General features: G+C 65.0%; 12 protein-coding genes. 7 read left to right on the top strand and 5 right to left on the bottom strand.

The genetic code is table 11. The annotated features are described in order from the left end of the window. Positions 1 to 54 precede the first annotated feature (54 nt). From LPC22_RS04005 to LPC22_RS03985, 5 genes are all read right to left on the bottom strand, one after another. Positions 55 to 2,466, bottom strand: coding sequence for a transglutaminase-like domain-containing protein (locus tag LPC22_RS04005; protein WP_229132525.1), 2,412 nt, complete (start codon positions 2,464 to 2,466; stop codon positions 55 to 57). After that, complete coding sequence (locus LPC22_RS04000; RefSeq protein WP_229132523.1) at positions 2,463 to 3,713, bottom strand: DUF58 domain-containing protein; 1,251 nt, start codon at positions 3,711 to 3,713, stop codon at positions 2,463 to 2,465. Before LPC22_RS04000 ends, LPC22_RS04005 begins: the two co-directional genes overlap by 4 nt. A gap of 3 nt (positions 3,714 to 3,716) precedes the next feature. Beyond that, positions 3,717 to 5,222 carry an AAA family ATPase gene (locus LPC22_RS03995; protein WP_229132521.1) on the bottom strand — a complete coding sequence of 502 codons (1,506 nt, stop codon included), beginning with the start codon at positions 5,220 to 5,222 and terminating at the stop codon, positions 3,717 to 3,719. Positions 5,223 to 5,228: 6 nt separating this feature from the next. Next, positions 5,229 to 10,655 (bottom strand): Ig-like domain-containing protein, encoded by a 5,427-nt coding sequence (locus LPC22_RS03990; protein WP_229132519.1) that lies wholly within the window; start codon positions 10,653 to 10,655, stop codon positions 5,229 to 5,231. A 165-nt stretch (positions 10,656 to 10,820) separates the two neighbouring features. Continuing rightward, complete coding sequence (locus LPC22_RS03985; protein ID WP_229132506.1) at positions 10,821 to 12,377, bottom strand: serine/threonine-protein kinase; 1,557 nt, start codon at positions 12,375 to 12,377, stop codon at positions 10,821 to 10,823. Between the two features lie 155 nt (positions 12,378 to 12,532). Here LPC22_RS03985 and LPC22_RS03980 point away from each other — a divergent pair, with 155 nt between their 5' ends. The 7 genes from LPC22_RS03980 (at position 12,533) to LPC22_RS03950 (ending at position 26,301) form a co-directional block, all read left to right on the top strand. Continuing rightward, a complete protein-coding gene (locus tag LPC22_RS03980; RefSeq protein WP_229132504.1) occupies positions 12,533 to 17,062 on the top strand; it encodes a PD-(D/E)XK nuclease family protein in 4,530 nt (1,509 codons plus the stop codon). Then, on the top strand, positions 17,059 to 21,099 hold the full coding sequence (locus tag LPC22_RS03975) for an ATP-dependent DNA helicase (protein WP_229132502.1): 4,041 nt from the start codon (positions 17,059 to 17,061) through the stop codon (positions 21,097 to 21,099). Before LPC22_RS03980 ends, LPC22_RS03975 begins: the two co-directional genes overlap by 4 nt. A 127-nt stretch (positions 21,100 to 21,226) precedes the next feature. Beyond that, positions 21,227 to 21,967 carry a GNAT family N-acetyltransferase gene (locus tag LPC22_RS03970; protein ID WP_229132500.1) on the top strand — a complete coding sequence of 247 codons (741 nt, stop codon included), beginning with the start codon at positions 21,227 to 21,229 and terminating at the stop codon, positions 21,965 to 21,967. Then, positions 21,954 to 23,264: an MFS transporter gene (locus tag LPC22_RS03965; protein ID WP_229132498.1), complete on the top strand. Its 1,311-nt coding sequence runs from the start codon at positions 21,954 to 21,956 to the stop codon at positions 23,262 to 23,264. Before LPC22_RS03970 ends, LPC22_RS03965 begins: the two co-directional genes overlap by 14 nt. Positions 23,265 to 23,296: 32 nt before the next feature. Continuing rightward, positions 23,297 to 24,034 (top strand): 4-hydroxy-tetrahydrodipicolinate reductase, encoded by a 738-nt coding sequence (gene dapB, locus LPC22_RS03960; protein WP_229132496.1) that lies wholly within the window; start codon positions 23,297 to 23,299, stop codon positions 24,032 to 24,034. A 40-nt stretch (positions 24,035 to 24,074) separates the two neighbouring features. After that, on the top strand, positions 24,075 to 24,980 hold the full coding sequence (gene dapA / locus LPC22_RS03955) for a 4-hydroxy-tetrahydrodipicolinate synthase (RefSeq protein WP_229132494.1): 906 nt from the start codon (positions 24,075 to 24,077) through the stop codon (positions 24,978 to 24,980). 547 nt (positions 24,981 to 25,527) lie between these two features. Next, positions 25,528 to 26,301 carry a hypothetical protein gene (locus LPC22_RS03950; RefSeq protein ID WP_229132492.1) on the top strand — a complete coding sequence of 258 codons (774 nt, stop codon included), beginning with the start codon at positions 25,528 to 25,530 and terminating at the stop codon, positions 26,299 to 26,301. Positions 26,302 to 26,404: the final 103 nt, after the last annotated feature.

The following is a 26,404-nucleotide window of genomic DNA, read 5'->3' as shown; positions in this document are numbered from 1 at the left end:
TAGCGATTGCACGGGCCCTCATCTTGTTTTCTCGCGGTCCAGGTTGCAGACAGGTCAGCGCAGGTGCCTAGGGGAAAGCAGGGTGCGCCAGCGTCGGGTTCGCGGCAGGGATGCCAGGATGGCGGATCGAAGCTTGTCGACCAGCTGCCAGCAGTCTTCGACCTCCTGCTCATCTGAAGGGTGACGGTCGAACGAGGCCTGATCGGCCATGCTGCGCAGTCGATCCAGATCCCGACGCAGCCCAGCCGACGAGGACCCTGGGGGGTCGGTCAGCAGGGTCTGGGCGATCTGGGCTGCCTGCTCGCTACGGGTGCCCTCCAGGGACAGGCCGGTCTGTCTGCCCAGGTTGCCGATCTGTCGCCAGCCGGCGCGGATGCGTGTCTTCGGATCGCCGGTCGACCGGGCCCGTCGGCGCAACCAAGCCTTGACGGCCAGCAGGAGCAGAGCCAGGAGAGCGGGCAGCCAGACCGGCATGGTCCAGAGCGCCACTTTGGCTATCAAAGGGCCGTACCGCTTCCAGAAGGAGGGTGAAGACTGCCGGGATGCTTCCTGCCCGCCGACGGTAGTTCGACCCTGGGTGGTCCGGTCGTCGCGGGGAGGATCGACCAGCGGGGGCGGTGGCTGGCGAACCAGGGTACGCGGGTTGGGTGGCGTAGAGTCCAGGGACCTGTCCGGGGTCTTGGTCTCCGGTGGCGTGGGGTAGAAGGGGACCCATCCCAGACCCTCTAGGTTGACCTCCACCCAGGCCTGGGCATCGCGTCCTGTGAAGTCGATTCGCGTGCTCCCGTCCGCCTGGGTCCTGGTCCGTTCCCTGCTGATGGAGCCGTCACGGTTCTTGGGCAGGAATCCCAAGACCACCCGGGATGGCAGACCCATCTGCCGGGCCAGGAGGGCCATGGCTGAGGCGTATTGCTCGCTGTCGCCCACCATGGCCTGGCCCTGCAGGAGTTGATTGATTCGATAGTCGCCGTGGCCGGAGGCCGAGGGGTAGTCGCCGGCCAGACCGTGGGAGAACCACCCCTCCCGGTGCAGCCGTTCCTCGATGGCCAGAGCTCTGGCACCGCCGCGCACCTGCATGGAGGTTATGGAGGCAGCCGCCTTGGGCAGGCTCTCAGGAGCATCCGCCAGGGGAGGCACCTGCACATCGCCCGGATCGCTGTCGGCGATGCGACGGGTTGCGGGTCTATCTTCGGCCAGGCCATGCACTGTATAGCTGGTCCCCTTCTGCAGGGCCTGATCGGTCAGGGCGGTGTCTGTGGCCTTGTTGAAGTAGAGGTCCTCCCGTTGCAGGCCCTTAGCCGTATCAATGCCGTTGACCTGTCCGGCGGAAGGCAACCAGGCGTGGTTGAATCCCTCTCGAATCTGGAAGGTCGCTGTAAAAGGTCGTCCGGTCGATTTGGTGTCTTTGGCCTTCTCTTGGTGTGTTTCTGCGCGGATCTGGGCGCCGATGCGCCGGTAGTCGGCGGCTCCTGCACCTGAGGAGTCGGACAGATTCCAGACCTTGCCGTCATAACGGTCCATGACGGCCATACGAACTGGGGTGCCAGCGGGCAGGTTGCGGACCGTGACCAGGGTATCGTCGCGGTGGCGTTTGATGTAGGCGCGGTAATCGCTCAAGGGGCTGGTGAACTGGTAGGGGTCTATGGGCGGTTGGTAGTGGTCGCGAATGACCAGTCGGGTCGGGGCGGGCAGGAGCCCAGCGGAGAACATCAGTCCGGCCGCCAGGGCTAGGGTCAGGAGGGCGGATGCGGGCCCCTGCAGACGCAGCAGTCCCAGCCCACTGGCGCACCAGATCAGCAGGAGCAGCCAGAGGATGCCGCCTGTCAATGCCGGATAGAGGCCTCTGCTGGTGCCCAGGGCTGCTGACAGAGCCATGGTGGCCAGTATGGGCAGGGTGGCTGTCAGGACGGCCACGGGGTGCGCCGGCCGTCCCAGGTTGCGGCCCAGACCATGACGGGCCAGCAGCACGGCCAGGTAACAGGTCCAGAGCATCAGCGTCCATAGGGCCATCAGTCCGCCTGCCTCCTGTCCAAGGGGCGGATCGATGGCTGCCAGGGTCTTGAAGGCGCCGAAGGTGGCGGACCACCCTTGTGCCAGGGTTGCCCAGGTGGGCAGGACATGGGCCAGGGTGGTCCCGTTCAGAGCGAATACAGGCCCCAGCAGGAACTGGGCGGCAATCAGCAGCAGAGGCTGCAGGAAGGCTGTGGCGATCCCACGGCGGGGGAACGTGGCGATCAGCAGTCCGGTCAGACAGGCGGCGGCTCCCACTGTCAGCCAGAAGGGCAGGCTGCCATAGACCGGCAGCAGCTGGAGTCCGGCCAGCAGATCGAGTGGGGCCAATGCGGCGACCAGAATAGCGGGGGAGCGGCGCCTGGTTGGGTCGACGGTGGATTGCAGACCAGATTGGTCGATCAGGCGGATAGGCTCCCTCTGGGCTTGGTCCATCCATGATGCGGATGTGCTCATGGCTGGTTCTCCAAGAGGATGGGAAGGTCCTTCCTGTTGCCCAAAACAGCGTTGACCAACCCCGGTTGCGTCTGCAGGCTTGGATGGGCATCCAAGTCAGCAGCTAGCAGCATGACCGGGGATGCGTTCTGGGCCGATCCGTCCGCTAGGATTGAGGGTTGGCGGTCACCCAGCGAACCGGTCACCAGGATGGTCAGACTGGTTTGCTCGGGAGTATCAGTCAGATCGGGCTTGTCGTAGCTGTCCCGGCGGGGGCGGATGGCGCTGCAGGCATCCAGAAAGCTTCGGGGGTCTTCCGTAGGCAGGGTGGTGGTCCCATGGGCATCGGGATCGTCCGGTTCTGGGGCCAGCGCTTGCAGCCGACGGCCGTCAAGCAGGCATCGGCAGCCCAGAGAGGCATAGATTTCGACTGCCAGCTCGAACTCATCCGCGCTCCTGTAGGAGGTGGCCTGGCCGTCCAGGATCAGTTTGATTCTGGTGCGCAGGGTGGGCTCGTATTGGCGGATCATCAGGGTGCCGGCCCGGGCGGTGGATAACCAGTGAACCCGTTTTATGTCGTCGCCCGGAACGTAGGGGCGCAGAGCATGGAATTCCAGATCGTCGTCGACGATGCCGGGGCCAGGGTCCCCCTCCAGGTCGCGCTCCAGCCCGGCTTCGAGGGGCGGCAGTGCCACCGTGTGGGGATGGATATAGAGCCTTCGGGCGCCGGTCAGAATTCGGCGGCGGCGGATGAGCCCCAGCGGATCCCCAGCCTCCATGGTCACCGGGCCTAGGTCAATCACGCCACGGGATCTGGCCTCCAGTTTCAAGCGGATCTGGTGACTCTGACCGGGTGCCAGAGCTGGCAGTGGTGCCATGACGGTTCCTTGGCCTAGGGCCAGGCCGATTCGGCCGCGGCGGGTGGAGCGGCTGCCTGGGTTGGTCAGCACCAGGATCAGCTCGGCCTGGCCACCCACCTCCAAATGGCCTTGGTCCAGGCTCGTTTCAGCGCTACAGGAAAGGTTGCCCAGGCTCATCAACAACCCCAGTAGGAGCATGCCCACGCCCAGCAGAGCGCCCGCCAGCAGTTCACGCCAGCCTGTAGGGGCGAAGGCCAGAGCGCACAGAAGCGTGGCCAGAGCCATAGCCCGGCCCAGGGCAGTGATCGACTGCCATAGGCCGGCGGCCCGGGATCGCAGGCTCTGTTCGGTTCCTGTCGAGGATGTCGGTCTAGCTTTCGGGGCAGTTCGGCTGGCGAAGGCGGTCATGGCTCACTGCTCTCCTGTGGGGACGGGGACCTTGGCCAGGGCTTCGGCCAGCGCCTGGTGTTCATCCATGTCCGCCAGCCTGCTCTGGGAGGTCAGGATCAGCCGGTGGGCCAGGATGGGGTCGACCAGTTTCTTGACATCATCGGGGATCACGTAGTCGCGGCCCTGGGCGCAGGCCCGGATCTTGGCACAGCGGACCAGAGCCAGCCCGCCTCTGATGGAGGAGCCGACCCGGATGGCGGGACTGTGCCGTGTGGCTTCGATGATGTGGATGACGTATTCCATGATGGAGGAATCACAGAAAACCTTGGAGGCGCAGGCAGCCATGGCCTCCACCTGGGCGGCATCGACCACCGGTTCCACCAGGCCTGCCCGGTCGCGGATGTCGGCCTCTTCAAGAATGCGCATGCTGGCATCGTGTCCAGGCGCCCCAAGCGAGGTGCGGATCAGGAAGCGGTCCATCTGAGCCTCGGGCAGGGCATAGGTGCCCAGCTGTTCGATGGGATTCTGAGTAGCCATCACCATGAAGGGCCGAGGGAGGCGGTAGGTGCGGCCATCCACGGTCACCTGGCCCTCCTCCATGACCTCCAGCAGGGCCGACTGGGTCTTGGGGGAGGCTCGGTTGATCTCGTCGGCCAGAACCAGAGAAGCAAAGACCGGGCCGGGCCGGAAGGAGAATTGCCCTTGAGCCTGGTCATAGAAGGTCACACCCAACAGGTCGGAGGGCAGCAGGTCCGGGGTGAACTGGATCCGCTTGCAGTCCACGGCGATGGAGGCAGCCAGGGCGCGTGACAGCTGGGTCTTGCCAGTGCCCGGATTGTCTTCCAGGAGCACATGGCCTCCCGCGATCAGGGCAGTGACGCATAAGGCGACAGTTTCCTCCTTGCCCAGCACCGCCTGGCCGACGTTGTCCACGATGGAGCGGAAGAGGTGGGCGAAGGTCGACACATCCACGGGGGCCTGGCTGTTGCCTGTGGCATGGTCTGAACGTCGCTGCTGCCTGGTCTCTGATGCCTGACCTCCTGCTTCGGTGGGAGGCCGTTGGTTCTGCCCGGTCTTGACTTCGTATCTGGGAACTGAGGTGCGTTCCAGCTGAGGGTGACGGGATTGATCGGTGGCGTCGACGAGGTCAGGCCCTGCAGGAGCTGAGGAGGACCGGGAGAACAGGTCACGGACTGGCTGATGACCGGGGATAGTCCCGTCTTCCACCATGGTGCGGTCCGATGGGGCAGATTCCGTCCCGGATTTCTGATTTATTCCTTGTCCGGCAGACACGGGGATGCGGCCGGGCCTGGTCCGGTCGTCGTTCGCCGCCGAGTCAGATTCTTGCTGCCCCAGACCGGCCATGAGGGCCTGGCGCTGTCGCTTGAGTACATCCAGTCGGTCGGCGTGGATCCGTCGGCCTTCGCTGCTTGCCTCGCGGGCGGCCTTGGGGGTACTCCTCCTGGTCGCGTCATCCGGGATGGTGCCGTCCTGCTGGATGGGTTCCTGTGCGCTTCGATCATCCATGGTCATTCATCCTTGTCTGCTGAGGGACCCCTGACGGGTAAGGGTCTTGTCGCTTGGTTTGTCGGCATCCTCGGGCAGGGTCAGCTCCTTGGTGGAGGCGGGCGAATGGCCTTCGGACCCCACCCCACGGATGCGAGCTACCGCCCGGAAGTTCAGCCTGGCACCAGGTTTGACTGATCCGGCGGGCAGGGTGATGACATCACTGACCTCCGGCTGACCGCATGGCAGGGTCCAGGAAGCCTTGCCGGGGTCGAGGCCATCGATGCTCACCTGGATGTCTGCGCAGGGTCGGCCGTGTTCGGCACCAGGGTTCAGGACCAGCTTGACCTGATCCTTGCCTTGGTACTCCAGCGTCTGGAATGCAGGCGGATCCGGATGCGACCAGGTGGCTCCAGAGGCTGAGGCCACAGGTCCTGATCCGGCCATATTGGCTGGGGTCACGCTCACTGTGCAGGTGCCTCCTGCCTCGTCATGACCCACATCAAAGACCGCCTTGGTGGAGGTGGCCGACCGCCATCGTGGCGAACCGCAGCCGGAACCCTCCCCGTGGACCGTATAGCCCTGGATGGGTGAGCCATGATTCTCTGGCGGACGCCAGGTGACCGTCAGGGTTTCCTTGCTGCCGCCGTCCACAGTCAGTGCCTGCACGCCTCCGGGAAGTGCGTCTGGCCTTGCTGCCGCCGGCGAGGAGGCGGGGGACCAGCCCACCTGGTTATGGGCTTGGACAGTGAAGGAGTAGTCATGGCCGTTGGCCAGCCCGTCGACCCGGCAGGTGACGGCATCGCCGCAGGAGCGTTGTCCCGAGCCTGCCGATGAGGTGTAGGAGACTCGATACTCGTCCACCGGACTACCGTTGGCTGCACCCGGCTCCCAGGCCAGGAGAACCGTTCCATCGCCTGCCTGGGCCGCGCCCGCCAGCATTCTGGGGGCCTGAGGGCGGTCGATGATGCCCACGGTGATGGTGGCGCTCACCCGGCGGCCCGGATCCCGGCTGCCATCCTCGACCGTGGCCAGAATGGTATTGGTGGAGGCGCCGATGTCACGATCGGCTTTGATGGCGATCCTCCCGTCGCCCAGGTTGCTGGCTGTCAGACGTGAGGTGTCGTCGCTGACCAGGCCGACCACGCGCAGCGGGGTGTCGGGGAAGGGGTTGAGTGCATCGTCGAATAGGTTCAATTCCAGACTCTGCCCGGCCTTGAGCCCCACCTGGCGTGAGGGGACCGAAGCCAGAGGCCGGGTGGTGGCGATGATGCGGAAGGTCAGGACCGTATGCACCTGGCCGGATGAACTGGTAATGGTTACCGGCAGGGTGGCCTTGGTGCCAGGCGTTGCAGTCTTGTCAGCGGACACGTTCAGCTGGCCCCGAGGACTCAGCTTGGCATGGATCGGCCCCTGGGGGTCCCCGGAAGAGAATGTGCTGTCTGCCGGGTCGCTTCCCTGAGGCCAACGGGTCATGGCAGGCAGGGAGATGGTCTGTGCCGGCTCACCGGCCACCAGATCGATGACCGGTGCCGAGAGGACAGGCGGGGATGCTCTGCCGCCTGTTACGGTGATGGGCAGGGTCAGCACCGACTCGTTGACGATGGCCTGGCCGCCTGGATCCCCGTCACGGACGGCAAAGGTCAATGAGGCTGGACCGGCATAGTCCTTGGCGGCGGTGAACCTCAGGGTGTGCTCGTCCACATAGGGGTCGGACCCGTCGGACTTGGTGGCGGAAACGGACTGGCGGGAGGAGATCCGTGCGGTCTTGCCTGCGCCCACCCTGACCTGATCGGCGATGTCGATGGTGATGCTCTGACCAGCCCGCACTTTGAGGGCCGGAGCGCGGGGTCTTAGGACCGGAGGGAATACACCATAGGCGGGGACCTTCACAAAGGCCATTGAAGTGATCTTGTACCGGGTGTTGGTGACGGTGTAGGGCACGGCCCTGGCCTGGTCGGTCAGGTCGATGACCAGCTTGGTGGAGCCGGCTTCACCTACGGTCCTGGCGTGGGCCTTGGCCCCAGGATGAATCCCCAAGCGCAGGTCATCGAGGGTGCCGGATGGATTGCTGATGGAGTCGGCCAGATTGACTTCCACGCTGCGCTTGTCCACCGTATCCTCGGGAGCCACCTGGTAATCCTGGGCTATGGGCGGCTGGATGGGGGCCTGGGGATCCGAGACCACGGTCAGGGTGGCCTGGTCGCTCAGCCCTGCCCGGTTGTGAGCCCGGTAGACCAGATAGGAGGTGCCTGGCTGTGAGGGTGCGGTCAGCCGGATCATGTCGTCCTTTACGCTGGCTTGGTCCAGGCTCTGGCGCTCCAGGTGGGGGTCCAGACTCAAGGAGTCATCATTCCCAGAGATGTCGTTGAGCAGAACCGGCACGTCGGCCACGGTCCCGGGCCGTAGTCTGACCTTGTCGTCCCGGGCGAAGACCCCGGTTACCGAGGAGTCGGGGAAGACGCCGATGCGCACGTGTGCCTGGGCACGCTGCCCCATCCAGTCCTCCACGGCGTAGGTGAACTCGTCAGTGCCATGCGAGTCGGGATAGGCCTCATAGATCAGGTAGTCGGCACCGGCTTTGACGATCCTGCCCAGCCTGGGTGCCTGATTGCCCAAGCCGGACAGGGTGTCGCAGTCTCCGTCCGGGTCGATGCCGGTCAGGGGGACGGGGATGCGTACCTTGGTTCCTGCAGCCACCTGGGCCCGCAGATCCTTGGGTGTAGGCGCGGGCTTGCTGGCCGGGTCGGAGGCATGCACCCGGAAGGTGATGGTGCCTGAGGCCGCGTTGCCCAGATCGTCCCTGACCGTATAGGTGGCCGGGAAGTCTCCGGTGCGCCCGCTGGCCTGATATCTGACCGTATCCCCGGATACGAAGGCCAGGCCCGCGAAGACCTGCTGATCCGTAGTCAGCTGCTGGTCCAGGGTGACGCTGGTCCCGTCAGCGTGGGTGACCTTGTCCATGACCGGAACCGTGACCAGGCCCGATGAGCGGACCCCTACCGTCAGATTCGGGGCCTTGGGCGCTGAGGCTGCCCTGCTCAGGGAGGGAGGCTGCAGGACGATGGTCCCCTGGGCGCTGCCGCTGGCGTTGGCAACTGTGTAGGCAATGCTCAGCGGCCGTGTGGGGATTTTTCTGGCAGACAGGTAGACCCGGCGGTGATCCACGATGCCGGCCTTGATGCCGGAGTCCGGATCCACCCGCACGTCGGTCAGGGCCAACACTCCGCCCATGGGATCCAGGTCGTTGTCGAGCGGATCGACGATGGCGGTCTGGTCGGTCCCCAGTAGGGCTACATCGTTGACAGGAACCGGCAGCGCGGATCCGCCATGGTCGTGTTCTACCTCCAGCCTGACCAGCCCTTGGGTCTCCCGGTCACCCTGGGCCACCCGGTAGGGCAGGTAATAGGTGCCCGGGTTGGCGGCGGTGGCAGTGAAGGAAAGGCTCTCGGCGTTGACCTTTACCTGGATTCCGTCGGGCTTGTCGACCCGGATCAGGCGGAGGGGCTGAGCGGCATTGGCGTGTACGCTCCTGCTCAGGTCCACGGTGGCCTCTCGGCCGACAGTGGCCTGGCGAATGACCGGATCGACCAGTGGGGCCAAGGTGTTGACGGGTCTAATGGTGAAATAGATGAGTCCCTGACCGCTCATGACTCCGTCTGAAACAGTGACTTTGACTGCCAGCCGACCAGAGGTGGCCGATCCGGCACTCATGGTCAGCTGTCCGTCAGCCCTGGTGGACAGGGATATCCGATCCGAATTGACGGACTCGGCACCGGCCAGGATCAGGGGGTCCCCGTCGGGATCCTCGAAGCCGGCCAGGGCGTTGACGGTGGTTGTGGCTCCCTGCTCCACCTCGTACTCGGGAGGGGTATCGTTCTGGACCGGTGCCTGATCGCCTCGGTCCATCTTGGCCGGGGCGATGTTGAGGTCGATGCCAGCCGAGGAGACCTGGCCGCGTCCGTCGGTGATGGAGTAGTTGATCCGGGCCCGGCCGGCAGGTGCGTCGCTGGCATCCACCTGCAGGTAGCGGCCGTTCATGACCGGGGTCAGGCGCAGGTTGCCCTGCGAGCTGCGCGCATCCTCGATTCGCAGAACCGAGCAGTCGGTCTGGTGATCGTTGCGCAGGGGATCCAGCAGGGCTCTGGATCCGGCTCGAATGCCCAGACTGTCGTCCTCGGCCTGGATGGGTTGGGATCCTGATCGACAGGTGGCCGCGAACCGCTGACGATTGTCGGCAGAGTCCTGACGCTGATCGGTCCTGTCCGTGTGCTTGACCTCCATGGTCTGCCACTGCGGCCGAATCACCTTGGTGGAGGTTCGGGGATTCCAGACATCGCCGGTCAGTACGTCGTTGAGGATGACCCTCCGGTGGTTGGCTCGGAAGACCAGATCCGAGGTGGGGCCGATGGCCTCAAGGGTGGAGGTGCGCGGCTGCGGTGACCGAACCTGCGGCATGGCTGTCCCTGTTGCGCACAGTCGCAGGAAATTGTTTCCAGAGGAGGCCCAGGCCGTCCACAGGCATCCACCAGAGGAGACCGGTTGGGCAGGTTGACCGCTGCCGCCGGTGCCTACAGTCTCAACCTTATTTCCGGGGTGATCCAGATCAACCAGGTGGACGCTTTCCTGATCGGTCAGTCCCACCCAGGGCCCCTGGCGGTCCATATCCACTGGAGTGGATTGGAGTTGCAGGTCTCCCCGGTGCGGTATCCGGATGGATCCCTGGGGCCAGTAAAGCCGATCGCCAGCCAAGAGGACGGGCCTTCCGTCGATGACGCTGAAGGCAGTGGCCCGGACGGGGGTGTGGTTTGTCAGGGAGTCCAGTTCACGGTGGGCCCGGGAGTCTGGTCCGTCGATCCTCAACACAACCCCGTCCGAGGGCCGGTAGGCGTAGACGGCTCCGGAGGCATCCACGGTGACGGAGGCCCCGGAGCCCAGGGTCAGCACAGGGTCCCGGCGCTGCGGGTCCAGATCTCCCGGCGAAGCGGCCCGGCCCACCCAGATTTTGCCGGTCCGCGCCTGGAAGAGAACCAGTGTGGGTCCGTTGACCATCCGCTGGGCCCTGGCATCCGAACGGGTGGTGTCCCCCAGGGTGGCGGTGGAGGCCGCTATGGGTGCCATGCCTTCCTCCCGGCCCAGGATGACCGCGTATCCGCTCTGGGCCAGGTCGAAGTGGTCGGTGCCTGTCGACAGGGCCACGTCCGCCTCTCCGATGTCGGGCTTGAACCGGGCGACCTTGCGCTCGTTCTGGGAGGTGATCCAGATGCTGCCGTCATCCACCTGAACGGCACGGCGGTCCACCCCATGCACGAATAAGACGCCCAGGATGAGCAGGACCAGCGCCGTCAGCGTGACGGCCAGGATGGCGGCAGGGTTCTTGGCGCGGACGGCCAGAGCATGCCGCAGGCGCAGCCCGGCCCGGCGCATCCGCAGGAATCCTCCCTGCAAGTCCATAATCCCCTGGGTTCCTTTCCTGTCTTGCCACACAGGCTTAACTTCTTAACTCGTCCCGGACCGCCGTCAATGCTCTCTCTGACGACTGATTTTAGCTGGTTTGCAGGGCCTTGGCAGTCTGTGAAAGTCGGGGTGGTCGAATGTGAAAATTCATCCACCGAGGGTTTACTGAACGGCGCAGATGATGGTCGGTTCCTGGGACATGCTCCGGTCGGCCCGCACCAGGGTGACGCTGATGCAGGTCTGGCCCCCCTGCGGATCGTCGATGCGGGCGGTCGGCTGTCGGGTCTGCACGCTGCGGCCACGGTCGTCGCTGCCACCTTGGGCCAGGGGATGCCAAACGTAGCTGTCTCCCGGTTTTGGGTCGGGATTGGCCCAGGTGAAAACTGCCGCGGTGCCCTGGTAGCGGCCCTGACCCTGGGTGGGCGAGGGAACTGTGCCCTCCTGCAGATCCTGGGGGCCGCTCGAATCCGTCGGGTCTGGGGACTGCGCCTGCTGGGTTTGGATCTGGGAGGCTCCTGTAGTCGGCTGTGAACCTCGCTCGGATCCATTTGGCAGGCCGACAACCAAGATCCAGACCAAGGCAACGGCCAGGACGGCAGCGAGGATCAGTGCCAGAAGGATCACGCGGTGACGGCCGCCAGGAAACCGCCTGGCTTGGTTGCCTTCATGGTCAGCGACCGCCTCCCTGTCTGGTTGCAGACGCGATTCGGAACTGGTCCCTGTCCCGGTCCAGGAGTGACCGGATTCCTTGTTTCCTGTTCGGCCTGCAATGGCTCCGGTATGGGCGTGCGGGCGTGCATCCCCCTTGGGATAGGGGTCAACTCCCTCGCCGATGAAAGGCGTCGCATGGCCGTAGAGCTGCTGCTGGACCTCCTGAAGGGCGCGGCCGAACTCCAGGGCCGAGTAGTAGCGGTCGTCTCGGTCATGGGCCATGGCCTTCTCCAGAACCGCAGCCAGCATAGGAGAGGCCTCACCCATGTGCAGAACCGGGGTCTCAGCTTTCAGAATCAGCTGTGCCAGGTGATCCTCATCCCTGGCCCGGTAGGCGTACTCGTAGGGGGAGCGGCCGGCCAGCATGCCGAAGAGCGAGGCACCCAGGGAGTAGATGTCGCTGGCCTCGGACCCTCCCGAGCGGTTGGCCAGGACCTCTGGAGCCGCCCAGGGTATGGAAAGGCCGCCGGCCCGTTCGCCTCCATAGATGCCCGAGGAGATGCCGAAGTCGGCCAGGACGGGCAGACCCTGGTCGGTGATCAGAAAGTTGCTGGGTTTGACGTCCCGGTGCAGGATTCCGCGTTCATGGGCGCAGTAGAGGGCCGAGGCCATGCGCACTCCCAGGTCCAGCGCGCCTTCCTGATCCATGCCCCCATTGAGCATGATGGCCTTGCAGCTGCCGCCTGGAGCGTATTCGAGCACCAGACAATCCCGTCCGTCATCGCTGACCAGGGCCTGGTGGATGCTCAGGATGCAGGGGTGGGTAGAGAGCTTGGCCAAGGTCTTGGCCTCGCGAAGAAAGAGCTGATGGGTCTGCCGGTCCATGCTGCCTTGGAGGGCCACCTTGACCGCCACAGGTCGGTTGAGCTCCTCCTGCTCGTACAGGTAGACGGCGGCGGTGCCTCCCAGGTCCAAGGGACGAATAAGCTGCAGCCCGGGCAGCGCTGGCGCATCGTCCATGGCTGGAACCGCACCTGGGCGCTGGGGCTGGGAACCATTCTGCTGCAAGGGACATCACCTCCTAAGGACTGCCTGGAAACTGCTATCCACGATAACAGCACATCGTTCCCGATCAGGCATCGATTGGGCCTCCTGCGGGCGGTTCCGGACCAGCAGGATCCGGGGCCTGTAGATGGACCATGCCGGACCCTATTCTTGTAGCTATGAGCAAGCAGCCACCGGTGGATCCGCAAGAGGCCATGGAACCGGTCCGCGCCCTTATCGGCGATCGGCTCCAGAACGAGGAGGGTCGGCCCACCCGGGCCCTGGTGGTGGCTGGTCCTCCCCGCAGCGGCAAGACCAGGCTGGCTACTCGGGCTCTGCTGGCCGGTATGGAGCAGTTTGGCGACGGTGCCAGCATGGCTGTGTCTGGTCGGACCGCGGCCGATCAGGTCAGCCGCCAGGTCATTCTGGAGCGGGGCAGATCCGACCGCACCCGGCCTGTGGGCACCCTGCAAGCCCTGGCCTTCCGCCTGCTGACACGGTCCCGGCTGGCCCAGGGGGGCCACGATCCGCTCCTGCCCAGACTGCTCAACGGCGCCGAGGAGGATGCCCTGCTCAGGCAGGTCATGACCGTCCATCTGGAGCATGTACAGGCCGGGGACGACTGTGCGGTCTGCCGACTCCTGGAACGCTACTTCCGCAACGGGGCGGGCTGGTCGTCCGTCCTGGTTGGCGATGACCAGGGACGGGTCGTAGGGGTCGCCGACAGGTTCATCGCCCAGCTGCGGGACATGTTCGCCCGCATGACGGAATTGGGCTTGGACAGGGATGACCGTGACCAGCTTCTGGATGCCCTGGCCGTCCAACCCATGGATCCCGACCGCCGCGACCGGTTGGGTCTGCAGTGGCGTCTGGCCTTCGCCTTGGAGGATGAGTACCGCCAGAGCATCACCGAGAGCTACCCGGACGAATTCCGTCTGGACCCCTCCATGCTCATGGTCGAAGCCTCCCGCAGTCTGGACGGTCTGGCCGATGACGACCTGCCAGACCTGCTGGTCGTGGACGACTGGCAGGACATCACCCTGGCCGGGATGGGGCTGCTGCAGGGCTTGAACCAGGCTGGCTGCCGACTCCTTCTGGTGGGCAACCCCGACCAGTCTGTCCAGTCCTTCCGCGGCTCCTACCCGGAATTTCTGGCCACTCGCCTGACGGCCTTGTCCAAGCCCATGCCAGGCGCCGCCGCTCCCCTGCTGGCCCAGGATTTCGCCTGCCTGGGCGCCGCCACCGTGACCCTGAAACCCCGGAGAATGGTGGTTCCGGAAGCAGTGGCAGAGCATACCGAAAGCGGCCGGGGTTCCGTCCCGGCGGTTTCAGGTTCCTATGCCGATCTGGTGGCTGCCAGGGTCAGCCTGGGTATCGCCGGGGTCGAGGAGAACGACACTCCCCTGCCTGACAGACCCGGCAAGCTGCCCGCCTGGCCCGGTGCCGGACCTGTGGCACCCTTGACCGATGGCGACAGTCTTATCCGTGATGGCAGCGTACAGACCAGGCTCTTCCACACCCCCGACCAGGAGGACGATGACCTGGTTTGGCAGATCAAGCATGAGTTTCTGGCCAATCAGCGTGACTGGAACGACATGGCCGTCATCGCCCACGACAACATGACCCTGCGTACCCTGGGCCGCAAGCTACGCGTTCAGGGTGTGCCGGTGCGCTTCTCCTCGGTGACCCGTCCGCTCAGCCAGGAGCCCGCCATCCAGGGTCTCTTCGCCCTGGTCGAGCTGGCCCAATCGGTGCTGGACCCTGGCACCGCTGGAAGCGACCCGGACGATCCTGCCCAGGTGGCCGCCTGGATCCGTTCGCGCCTGCGCACCCTGATGGCCGGGCCACTCTTTCGGGTTCCCACCACCGCGGCTCGCGCAGAGCGTCCCGTCAGGATGGAACGCCTGGAGTCCATCATGGAGACCATGGCCGCATTGGCCCCCCTGTCCGGCCAACAGGGGAGTGACCCGGACTCATCGGGCTCCTTGGAGGACCTGCCGCTCCTGGGACAGGCCTGGCAGACCTGGGTCGAGGACCTGGCCGAGCGGCAGGCTCAAAGGGACCGTTCATCCGGCATCAGCGTCGATGACTCCCTGTTGAAAAGGCACGATTCCGCCGAGCCAGGGGACGGGTCTGGTCACTTCTCCGCCGCCTCGGCCCCGGATCAGCCGGTGGATCTGGGAGACCGGGGTGCTCAACAGCCAGCCATTCTGTCGGTTCAGGCCCTGGAAACCCTGCTGGTGCTGGATCCGGATGACCGATCCTCGGGAATCATTCTGGAGGCCATGACCGCCATCGCCGGAGGTCGCCGGGAGGATCCTGACGTTCAGGTCCTGGACAAGGCCCTGCAGGTTCTGCATCTGACCGCCACTCGCATCAGCGCCCTGGAGGACCGTCAGCCCCAATACGTCCTCTGGGAGGCCTGGCGGAGCCTGGGCCTGGCTGATGACTGGCAACGGCGAGCCCTGATGGCCACCCAGGAGGGGGAGGAGGCCAACGACCGTCTGGACGCGCTCATGCGGCTCTTCCAGTACGCGGCCGGCTCCCGTCGTTTCCCCACGGTCGAAGCCTTCATGGACCAGGTGCGCACCATGCAGATCGAGGCCGACTCCCTGGCGCGGATCGGGCCCATCGAGCACGCCGTCACCCTGACCACACCCGCCGGCGCTGCCGCCCTGGCCACCGACTGGCCCCTGGTCTGGCTGCCCGCCGTCCAGGACGGGGTCTGGCCCAATCTGATCCCCCGCGACACCATGTTCGGAGCCGAGGAGCTGGCTGACCTGGTCCTGCACGACCGCATCGGCGACCCCCTGGCGGACACGCTCAGCCACGATCCTGCCCTGCGCTCCATCCTCTACGCCGAGAAGAAGGGTTTTCTGGAGGCGCTGACCCGGGCCCGGACCCAGGTGCGCATCAGCGCGGTCTGGAACGAAGACCTGGTTCCATCGGACTTCCTCTACGGCTACCTGCCCGAACGCTATCCACGCACCGCCGATATGAGCCAGGCCGAGTTCAGCATGGTCGGCGCTGGCTCCGGCGGCAGTGAGCGCTATGGAGGGCTTGAGGTGTCTGCCAGGGGGCTGACGGCGGCCGCCCGGTCCATCCTGGCTGTCCAGGCGCTGCTCCCGGAAGATCAAGTCGACCGTGAGCGAGTGGACGATGCCGTGCAAGCCCTGCGGCTGCTGGCCGACCAAGGCCAGGATTCAGCTGATCCCGGGCATTGGCCCTTCCTCTATGACCATGACCAGGAGGGCGCTGCTGAACCGGCCTCGGCGGAAGAAGTTCATACTGCACAGGCCGCCAAGTCAAGGGCCGTGGCCACCGCTACAGGTGTCGCCTCGGTTACTGAAAGGGACCATGCCCCTCGTTCTGCACATGCTTCCGTCAATCAAGCCGTGCAGGCAGATCGAGCACAAAACCGTGACCAGGGTCGTGAACACCGCCATGAACACCGGTCCGACCGTCAGGTGGTCCTCCTTTCGCCCTCAGCGGTCGATGCCATCTGGAACTGCCCCCTGGAGTGGGCCCTGGGTGACCAGTTCTCCGGTCCCTCACCGTCCAGGGTGCCCACGGAGTTCGGTTCCCTGATTCACAAGGTGGCCAGCGAGGGCACAGCCCAGGGATTGGACCGTCCCGGCCAGGGTGATCCGGACGCCCGCCAGCAGCAGGTGCGGGATGCGCTCCTGGACATCTACCAGGAACTGGCCCCTCAGGAACAGCGCCTGCGGGACCCCGACGAGCTCTATGACCAGCGCGGTCGCAGGAGCCGGGTGGAGCCCATCCTGGATAACCTGGCCTCTTATTTCGTCCGCTCATCGGATTCCGAATACGGTCTGGCGGGCAAGAGCCCGGTTCCGGTCGGCGAACTGCTGGGTGTGCAGAGCGAGCGCTCCTTCGACGTCAGCCTGTCTGTGGAGGGCCTGGTCCCTGTTTGGAAAGCCACCTTCCCCGACAGACCTTTGGATGCCGATGGGCTCTTCGCCCTGATGTCCGGCCTGGTCGACGGCTTCCCGGCAGCCCTGGATGCCAGGACGACGGTCAGGCTGACCGGCCGCATCGACCGTCTGGAGGTCAGGTCCCTGCCCGAGGGCATCCGTCTGCGGCTGGTGGACTACAAGACCGGCAGAGTCCCCCATACCCAGGGGCAGCTCTTCAACGACCTGCAGCTGGTCTGCTATCAGCTGGGACTGGCCTTCCCGCCCACGCCCGGTAGCAGTCCGGAGGTGGGGGCGGGCTGGAGCTCGCCCCAGGCCCCCGACTTGGAGAGGACCGAGGGGATGAAGCTGAGCCAGTCCCTGCTCCTGCAGCTGCAAGCCCCGCCCAAGGATGCACAAACAGGGCTGCGCAGGGAGGAGATGGCCTACCAACCGCCACTGTTCGAGCATGACAGGCTGGTCACTGTCGCTCAGCCCAGAACCGGCATGCCGTCTCCGCTCAAGTCCAAGGCCGAGCCTGCGGATCTGCCTGATCAGGTGCCGCCTGGGGTGGATGCGGACCTGTGGGGCATGGTCCGAGCCGCCCGAGTCTCCTCCCAGGCTGTATGGGGGCTGACCATGATAGCCAGGGTCTTCTTCGCTGCCGGGGTCAAGCTGACGGCTGGCCGGGATGACGCGGTCTTCGACCCTGCCCGTTGCCATCGGGCCGGCAATGGCCAGGAATGTCAGGCATGGCAACTGGTGGCGCCCAATCTACTGGAGGATCAGGAATGAAGCAGACTGCCGAACAGTCCGCCATCGTCGATGCGGATGTCAATGAGGATCTTCTGGTGGTGGCCGGCGCCGGATCGGGCAAGACCATGACCATGACCAGCCGGATCATCGCCCTGATCCGCCGGGGAGTGCCCTCCGAGCAGATTCTGGGGTTGACCTTCACCCGCAAGGCCGCATCCGAACTCCAGTCCAGGGTGGGGGCGGCGGTCATCCGACGCGACCAGGGCAGAGGCACCTCGGCTGTGGACCCTGAACGCAACTTTCTCAAACCGACCGTGTCCACCTATGACGCCTTCTTCCAGTCCATCGTGCGCCAGTACGGCCTGCTGGTGGGCATGGACCAGGACACCCGTCCCCTGAGTTCTGCAGGGGCCCACCAGCTGGCCTCCCAGGTGGTTGCCGACCATCTGGATCTGATCTTTCCCGCCGGCTCCTCGGCGCAGGATGGTGAACCCGACGACCTGGGCTCTGCGACCTTCTCGACGACCGTCAACCGGGTCCTGGGGCTGACCGGGGCAGTGACCACCTCCATGATCAGCAGCGACTGCCCTGATTTCGACCAGGCTGTGGAGCGGATCCGTGCCTGGGACCGCGCCTTTGTGGATCGTGCGGACCAGCTGATCGGCGACCAGCCCGTGCCGGACACCGAGCCCAGAGCCGGCAAGACGCCACCCAAACGAAGCAAGAAGGAGACCGACGAGCACTATCAAGGCAAAATCGAGGCTTTTCGAGACACCAGGCAAAGCATTCGCCTCTACCGGGTGGATGCCATGCGCCGGGCGGTTCTGACACGAGAGAAGCTGCTGACTCTGGTCCAGGACTACCAGCGGGCCAAGCGTCAGGCCAACATGGCCGAGTTTGGTGACTTCACCCTGGCCGCCTTCCAGCTGGTCGAGCGTTTCCCCTCCATCAGCGCCCAGCTGCGTCGCCGCTACAGCCACGTTTTTCTGGACGAATACCAGGACACCTCCACCACCCAGGCCCTACTTCTAGCGGCCATCTTCCATCCGCAAAATCGACAGGAGGATCAGGGGAGTGCGGAACAGGCTCCCGGCAGATCCGCCGTGACCGCCGTGGGTGATCCCTTCCAGTCCATCTATGCCTGGCGTGGGGCCAGTCCCGGGGCCTTCCGCACCTTCCAGGCCCAGTTCGGCATGTTGGCCGACCGACCCGCCTCCGGCAATGGTCCCTTGTCTGGCGTGACGGCCTTTGGGCGCTCGCAGGACCAGGATCCGCTGACCCTGTCGCGCACCTTCCGTAACTCCAGTTGGGTGCTCAAGGCCGCCAACCAGCTGACCGTCCCCCTGCGCCATCGGAGCCAGGAGAGCCGGTCCGAAGCAGAACTGCGCGAGGTGGATGTGGCCAGGCTCCGCCCCCGTGAGGATGCCGACCCGGGTACCGTGGGCCTCCTGGGCTACAGCACCGGAGGCCAGGAGATCGATGGGGTGGTCAGGTTCGCCCTCAGGGCACGCGAACTCTATGGCAATCAGGGCGACGCGCCGCACGTGGCTGTTCTCTTCCGTTCCAAGGCTGCCCTGCCCAGGTACCGCGAGGCCATGGAGGCTGCAGGGCTGAGCTGCCAGGTCGTCGGGTACTCCTCCCTCTTTGATCGACCCGAGGTTATGGATCTGCGGGCTCTGCTCTCTCTGATCTGCGACCACACCGACAGTGATTCCCTGATGCGTCTGCTGGCTTCGGCCCGGTTCGGCATGGATGCGGCCGACCTGAGCGCTCTGGCCTCCCTGGCCGCCAAGGTCAACGAGGACAGCCAGTACCGGGCCCTGGTTCGTGCCGGCCTGGTCGAGTCCGACCCCGATCCGCGCCGCCGTCGTGAGGATCTGCACCGTTACCGTGACCAGGTTCCCAACGACGTCTTCCTGGTGGACCTGCTCCTGCGCGACGACCTGCCAGACCTCTTGAAGGGCTCCGGACTCTCCGCCAGGGGACGGGTTCTGGCCGCCGAGGCCGCCCAGGTCATCTGCCAGGTCCAGGCCGAGTCCTCGGCCCCCCTGCGCCAGGTGGTCATCGCCGCCATCCGTGCCTTGGATCTGGACGTGGACCTGGTCTTGTCTCGTTCCCTGGCCAATCCCCAGCGTCCTCTGGAGCCCAGCCAGGCCAAGGTGGGCATCCAGGCTCTGCTGGATCAGGTGGATGTCTACCTGTCCGAACTGCCCCAGGGTCTGGGGCCCAGCCTGCGCGGGTTCGTTTCCTGGCTGTCCTCCCTTGACCAGAGTCCCGAAATGCCCACTGACGGGGACGACCGGCAGGCCGACGTGGCCCTGATGACCGTCCACCAGGCCAAGGGTCTGGAGTGGGATGCTGTGGCGGTTGTCGGGCTCAAGCGTGGAGCCTTCCCCAGCAGTCAGGGCGACCGGCTTACGGTCAAGCCCGCCTCGGATCAGCCGGTGGTCCAATCCCCGGATGGCCCGGTCTACCAGTACAACTGCACGGCCCGTACCTGGCTGGTCGATCCCGAGTCCGTGCCGGTACCAGTGCGGGCTGATGCCATGATTCTGCCCCACTTTCCTCACGATGCCCAACTGGGAGCTGACCCTGAAGACCTGCTGGGTCGGCTTGACCTTGCGGGCCTGGAGGAGGAGGCCATGGGCCTGTCTCGGGAGAGCGGGCTGGACGACCAGGCGCGCCCGGTTCGGGCCGATGCCATAGCCCCCTCTCAGCGCGAACAGTACGGCCGTCGGCTGCTGGACGACGAGCGGCGGCTGATCTATGTGGCGGCGACCAGGGCCCGGCATGACCTGCTGCTGACCTTCAGCCAGGATTCCCAGGCGGAGTCTGCGGCCCTGAACACACCGGCTCCGGACCCGGATAAGGCCTCCAACTTCTGGACCGAGCTGGTGGAGCTCTTCCAGAAAGAGCCCGATGCGGTCAAGCTGGAGCAGGCAGAGGATGTGCAGGAGGGCGAACCGACGCCGCCCTTGGGGCTCTTTGTCGGTGAGAACGCCCAGTCCTACCGCCAGTCCATTGTCGACCGCGCCCTGGAAGAAGTGGATCAGGTCGCCGCCCGCGACGGCGAACGGGATCAAGCGCTCTGGCCTCTGGTGCTGAGTGCGCGCACACGCCAAGCCCTGGATCGCTCGGCCGCCTGGGTGCGCGCCGGGGAACCGGGCGACCCCGCAGTTGATGAGGAGGGCGATGACGGGCTCTACGCCAATGCGGTCCGCGTCCTGCAGGTCAGCACGGGTCGTCTGGGTGTCGCTGACGACCAGCTGCTCACGGACTTGGATCTGCTGCGGCGCACCGGCCGACGGATCCTGGGGCACGGGGCTAGCAGCGTCACCGCAATCCAGGCTGGTTCGGCAGGGGGCGACCCCAAGATGGAGAGGGATTACTGGCAGGGGCTGGTCAGACCCATACCTCAGGTGGCCTCCCCGCAGGCTGAGGCAGGCACCCGCTTCCATGACTGGGCCAGGCGCTTCATCCTGCCCGACATTTCCGACCCTCAAGGACTGGTGGACCTGCCCGATCAGGCGGAATCACCGAATCTGCTCGATGGTCCGCTGGGTCCCGGGGCCATGGCCGAGCGAGCCCGCATGCTGGCCGGGCTTGACCAGGAGCGGGAGTCCCTGGATCCCCAGGCTGATCCCGTGCAGGCCCGTCTGCTGACCTGGGAGCAGCGGCTGGCTGAGTCTGACTGGGCCCAGCGCACCCCCGTCTGGGTGGAACGGCCCATCGTGGCGGTGCTGGCAGGCCAGATCGTCAAGGGCAAGCTGGATGCCGTCTTCGCAGGTGGACTGGACCCTGATCGCCCGGATCTGCGCTACACCATCGTGGACTGGAAGACCGGTGCCCGACCGCACGGAGAGGAGTCGACCAACCGCCGTCTGGTCCAGCTGGACTTTTACCGGCTGCTCCTGTCATGCTTGCAGGGTATCGGCCTGTCGACCATCGACGCCTGCCTTTATTATGTAAGCGAAGACCGGCCCCAGGATCGACTCATCAGGGCCCGTGCCAGGACCGAAGAAGAAATTCTCGCATCCCTGGCCGAGGGCATACCCGAGCAGTCGGACGAGGACTGAGTCTGCGACAGACCCCGCCGGATAAGGCGATGGGTGCCGCGCATCAGCAATCATGAACAGCAGGCGATCGGCAGACGGCCAAGTGCCGTCGTTGGGCCGGGCACGCCCGAATGGAGCAATGAGACAGATGACAACGTCCAGTATTCACGACCAGGCCTCCCGGCGGAGGGGGAGCGTGGAAATACGACCCATGGTCTGGGCGGATATGCCCGACCTGGTGGGGACTTTCGACGCTACTTGGAAGGTGCAGGAGGATCCCGAGGGCACCGTGTCCCGGCTGAGCGCCGCCCACTTCATCCTGCACTACCTGGTGGGTACCACCAGGGCCCGGATAGCTGTCGATGGGCAGGATTTTCTGGGGGTGACCCTACTGGCCGAGGGGGTTGGCGAACTGTGCTTCCCCCAGGCCCAAGAGGAGCTGGAGCGAGTGGACCAGCAGCTGTCTGCAACAACCTTGGGTGCCCAAACCCTGGATCGGGCCCGCCAGTGGCAGCTGACCGAGGTCAAGCTGGAGGAGAAGTGCGGTTTGGCGGTCCCGCCCCAGGCTGAGCTGAGGCTCTTCCTGGTCTCCAGCCGTGCCCGGGGACGCGGCGTGGGCGGCGCCCTGTGGCGTGACACCTTGGAACATTTAGACCAGGCGGGCATCGAGCGTTTCTACCTACACACGGACTCCTCCTGCGACGTGGGCTTCTACGACCACAAGGGCATGGAGCGGCTGGCTGAGCTCAAGGGGCGGGACCATGCGGCCTTTGCCGGGCGTGACCCCTCCGACGACCCGCAGTTCTTCGAGGGGATCGACGACATCTTCATCTACGGCGGCCGTGTGAGCGACCAGCTGGGCAAGGACGGTGACCGTGGCGGCCGCTAAATCACCCTTCCTGCGCCTGTTCACCTACCCAGGCGCCGCCGGCTTCTGTCTGTCGGCCGTTCTGGCCCGTCTGCCCCTGGGCATGATGGGTCTGGGCATCGTGCTGGCCCTGAACAATATCTATGACAACTGGACCTCGGCCGGTCTGATGAGCGCCGTCTACACGCTCTGCGCGGCCCTGGTCACCCCCTTCTACGCCCGCTTGTTCGACCGGTTCGGCCAGCGTCGGGTCGGGGTGACCGCCTTGATCGTACAGGCTCTGGCCATCTTGGGATTCGCTGTGGGGGCCATGCGCCGGGTTCCCCTGGGAGTGCTCTTCGTGCTGGCGGCCCTGATGGGCCTGACCCAGTTCGCCTTCGGAGCCCTGGTGCGTACCCGCTGGGCCTGGGTGCTGCGCGAGGACAAGACCAATCTGCTCAACACTGCCTACGCCCTGGAGTCGGGACTGGACGAGTGCGTCTTCATCCTGGGACCCATCCTCTCCGCCTACCTGGCCACCTCGGTCAGCCCGGTCTCCCAGCTCTACCTGCCTGCCCTGGCCTTGTTGGTCGGCGGACTGACCTTCTTCGCCATGCGTTCCACCGAGCCACCGGCCGTCGTTCGCATGGAAGCCGTCGATCAGTCGGCAGCGGATCACTCCCCGGTGGATGCCCACGGAACCGTTCTGCCGAGTGATACTGACGGCCACCAGGGATCGCGCTCGGCCCTGGTCTACCCGGGCATCCTCCTGTTGGTCGTGATCTTCGTCGTCTTCAACATGAGTTTTTCTGCGGTGGACGTATCGGTGACCGCCCTGACCAAGTCCATGGGTCGCGAGGGTGCTGTGGGTCTGCAGCTGGCCCTGTTCGCCCTAGGGTCCCTGTGTGGGGCGCTGATCTTCGGCTCGGTCAGGCTCAAAGGATCCCGCTGGCGCTATCTGACGACCTTCCTGGTGCTGCTGACCGTGGGCTACGTGGTCTTCCGCCTGGTCATGGACAACCTGGTCCTGCTGGGTCTGGCCGAGGTGTTGACCGGCCTGTGCGTCTCGCCCATCTTCGCCACCGGCAACCTGATTGTGCGCGAGAACGTGGATGCCCGGGCCCTGACCGAGGGGCTCTCCTGGCTGTCCACCGGCGGATCCATCGGCACCTCTCTGGGATCCACCCTGGCTGGGGTCGCCCTGGATCAGTTCGGGCCCCACGGCGGTATGACCATACCGGCGGTGGTCACCTGCTGCGCTGTCCCTCTGGCCCTGCTGGGCTGGGCCAGGAGCCGCAGGAGGGGTATGGTCGAGAAAAAGACCGAAAATACACAGTGAAATGAAATAAACAATCGAGAAGGAGGCAGCCGATGATCCGCGTATCGGTGCTGGGTGCGGGCGGACGCATGGGAACCGAGGTGGTGCGTGCTCTGAATGACGCGCAGGATATGCAGACGGCCCTGCTGTTGGGTCCGGATGATGATCCGGCTGCCATTAATCCGAGCAACACGGATGTGGCGGTCGACTTCACCAGCCCCGATGCCGTCCTGGGCAATACCCTGACTCTGATAGAGCAGGGGGTCCACTCGGTCATCGGCACCACCGGGTGGACCAAGGAGCGTCTGGACCAGGTCAAGCAGGCCCTGGACGGGCATCCCGGGCTCAGTGTCTTCATCGCTCCCAACTTCGCCATCTCCGCAGTGCTGGCCGACCGGTTCGCAGCCATGGCTGCCCGTTACTTCGAGTCGGCCGAGGTGGTCGAGATGCACCATCCTGACAAGGTCGACGCCCCCTCCGGCACGGCTCTGGGGACCGCTGCCGCCATCGCCGAAGCCCGCCGCCAGGCTGGCATGGGTCCCATGCCCGACGCGACCCAGCAGGCTGATGCTTCTAGAGGCCGGGTGGTTGACGGTGTCCATGTCCATGCCGTCCGGCTGCGGGGCCTGAACGCCCACGAGGAGATCCTCATGGGCAACCCCGGCGAGCAGCTGACCATCCGCGCGGACAGCTTCGAGCGTGTCTCCTTCATGCCCGGAGTCCTCCTGGCCGTGCGCCGTGCCGGGAGCATTCCCGGGCTGACCGTGGGCCTGGACCACTATCTGTTCTGATATCCGCAAGAGCGTCCCCTTCTGCAAGTAGCGTGAAGATATGACTGAGACTGGTGCCCATCTGCTTCCTCCTGCCCCATTTGGCCGGGTGATCCCCGCCATGATCACGCCTATGAATAAAGACGGATCCGTTGATTACGAGGCTGCCGCCAATCTGGCCCGGACCCTGGTGGCCGATGGGGCCGACGGCATCCTAGTCAACGGCACAACAGGTGAGTCTCCCGTCACCCATATGGAGGAGAAGGTCAACCTGGTCAGGGCCGTCAAGGATGCCGTCGATGTGCCTGTCATCTCCGGAGCGGGATCCAACGACACGGCGCACACGGTACGGATGGTAGAGATGACCCAGGAGGCTGGGGCCGATGCCCTGCTGGTGGTCATGCCCTACTACTCGCGGCCCTCCCAGGATGGGGTGGTGGCGCACTTCCGTTCGGTCTGCCAGTCGGCTCAGCGGCCGATTATTCTCTACGATGTGCCTGGACGGACCGGACTGCACGTCGAGCTTGACACCTACCGGCGGCTGGCCGAGCTGGACGGGATTACGGCCGTCAAGGATGCCACGGGTGACCTGGCCTCCATGCCCCGCAAGCGCCAGGAGACCGGCCTGACCTGGTATTCAGGTGACGATGGCCTCTATCTGCCCTTCCTGGCCTTGGGCGCGGTAGGTGTCATTTCGGTGATCGCCCATGTGGCCTCCGGAGCTATGAAGTGCCTGGCCGATGAATTCGATGCCGGTGACCTGGATGGGGCAAGGGATTTGGCCGCACGTCTGGACCCGCTGGTCCAGGCTCTGAATGGCCAGGGTCAGCAGGCCGTCATGGCCAAGGCTGCCCTGAAGGCGGCCGGGAGACTGGATCAGACCGCCATGAGGCTGCCCAATCTGGGTCCCGATGAGGATCAGGTGGCTCTTGCCCGTAAGGGCATGAAGGCTGCTGGACTGATCTGAATTACTCCTAAAAGCAATAGCGCTATTGCCCTGCTTTGGGACAGATCATCGTGGTCTCCTTCTCCAGCCACGTCCACCGGGTACAGCAGGTGGGAGCAAACCGTTGCTGGTTGTTGGCCGCTCCCGCCGGCTGTTAAGACAAGGGGGGGGGTCTGTGCCGGGGGAGGTTCAGCAGTGTTTGGCTTGAAGGTTGTGGGTAAGAGTCTTTCAATAGGGCTTGAATTATTCCAAAGCTGAGGCTTTTGGGTGACCTTATGTAACAAGGTGGTTATATGGTTCCCACTTTTCGATGATGCTGGGTAAATAGAACGGCATTCTGCCGGTTTCGAAGAGGTTGAAATTCGTTTCCCGCAGAATCCGATCTGTGGTCAAAGCCGAGGTCGATGCCTTGAAGCGTTAGGTCTATAATCAGAATAAAGGTGGTGTCGGGTGGAAGACGTTGTTGTCTGAGGCCCTTGGTTAATTGAAGCCTTTCTTGCTGTTAGCAAGGTTCTTGGGTTCCGTGCTTGCGCAGATGCAGGGCGAAGGGTGAGTGGTGGTGATGTCTGTGTCCAGCGGGGTGTCGGATGGCGCTGAGGATCGGGTTGATGCGTTTGTCCTGTCGTCGATCATGTCGCGTGTGGTCGGGAGTATCCCGCATGCGCGGCCTGGCGCCCGTGAGTTCTCCTTGGGCGGGGTGCTGTGGAAGACGGTGCTGTACGGGATGGCCTATGTGGCCGGGGTCGCCTGCGGCTGGCTCGTCCTAACCGACGACAGTCAGGATCGGGTGCGCGCCTTGATAGCTTACTCTGGTTTGCTTGGTTTGTTTTCCGGGTTTGCTGTTCTGATCCTGTTGGGGCGGTATGAGGATGGGAAGGGGCGTCAGGGGCCTTGGTTTGTGGTGTTGTCTCTTCCGTTTGCTCCGGGGTTTGGTGTCGTATCCGGGGCTGCCGGTCGCAATTCGGGTGGCGTGTTCCGGTGGGTTCTGGTGTCGGTGGCTGTGTTGGTGGTTGTTGGGGTGTTGGTGTTTCCGGTGGTGATGCGGCTGGTGCGCAACGGGTTCTTGTCGTGGGCGGCGATGGTGGTGTTGTGTGTGGTGCCGTCCTGGATGCTGGCCAGGGTGACAGGGTCGGCTGGCGCGTCCTTGTTCTGGTGCTGCGTGGTGGGTGTCGTCGGCGCCTTGTGGTTCGTGCTGGACATGTGGGCGATCGGGAAGTGCGCGAGCACGCATCGTGACGCGGCCTTCGAGTGGCTGGCGGCCTGGGCGCTGGTATGCGATCTGATCCTGCTGATCGCCTCCCTTCTGGGAGCCTCCAATGATAACGACGATGCCGGCCGATGATGCCGGACGGTGGGCTGCGCCATGGGTGTGCTTGCGTTGATGTCGATATTGGATGTTCTGTTCCGAAAATCCGTCGGGACGGGTTTATGAAGAAAGTGAAGGT

Source organism: Bifidobacterium mizhiense (genome assembly GCF_020884755.1).
In the GTDB taxonomy this organism is placed as follows: domain Bacteria; phylum Actinomycetota; class Actinomycetes; order Actinomycetales; family Bifidobacteriaceae; genus Bombiscardovia; species Bombiscardovia mizhiensis.
This window is presented reverse-complemented; position numbering and strand designations above follow the sequence as displayed.

Coding starts and splice junctions, on each gene's coding strand:
- LPC22_RS04005 (WP_229132525.1), bottom strand. CDS start 2,466: ATGAGCACATCCGCATCATGGATGGACCAAGCCCAGAGGGAGCCTATC.
- LPC22_RS04000 (WP_229132523.1), bottom strand. CDS start 3,713: ATGACCGCCTTCGCCAGCCGAACTGCCCCGAAAGCTAGACCGACATCC.
- LPC22_RS03995 (WP_229132521.1), bottom strand. CDS start 5,222: ATGGATGATCGAAGCGCACAGGAACCCATCCAGCAGGACGGCACCATC.
- LPC22_RS03990 (WP_229132519.1), bottom strand. CDS start 10,655: ATGGACTTGCAGGGAGGATTCCTGCGGATGCGCCGGGCCGGGCTGCGC.
- LPC22_RS03980 (WP_229132504.1), top strand. CDS start 12,533: ATGAGCAAGCAGCCACCGGTGGATCCGCAAGAGGCCATGGAACCGGTC.
- LPC22_RS03975 (WP_229132502.1), top strand. CDS start 17,059: ATGAAGCAGACTGCCGAACAGTCCGCCATCGTCGATGCGGATGTCAAT.
- LPC22_RS03970 (WP_229132500.1), top strand. CDS start 21,227: ATGACAACGTCCAGTATTCACGACCAGGCCTCCCGGCGGAGGGGGAGC.
- dapB (WP_229132496.1), top strand. CDS start 23,297: ATGATCCGCGTATCGGTGCTGGGTGCGGGCGGACGCATGGGAACCGAG.
- dapA (WP_229132494.1), top strand. CDS start 24,075: ATGACTGAGACTGGTGCCCATCTGCTTCCTCCTGCCCCATTTGGCCGG.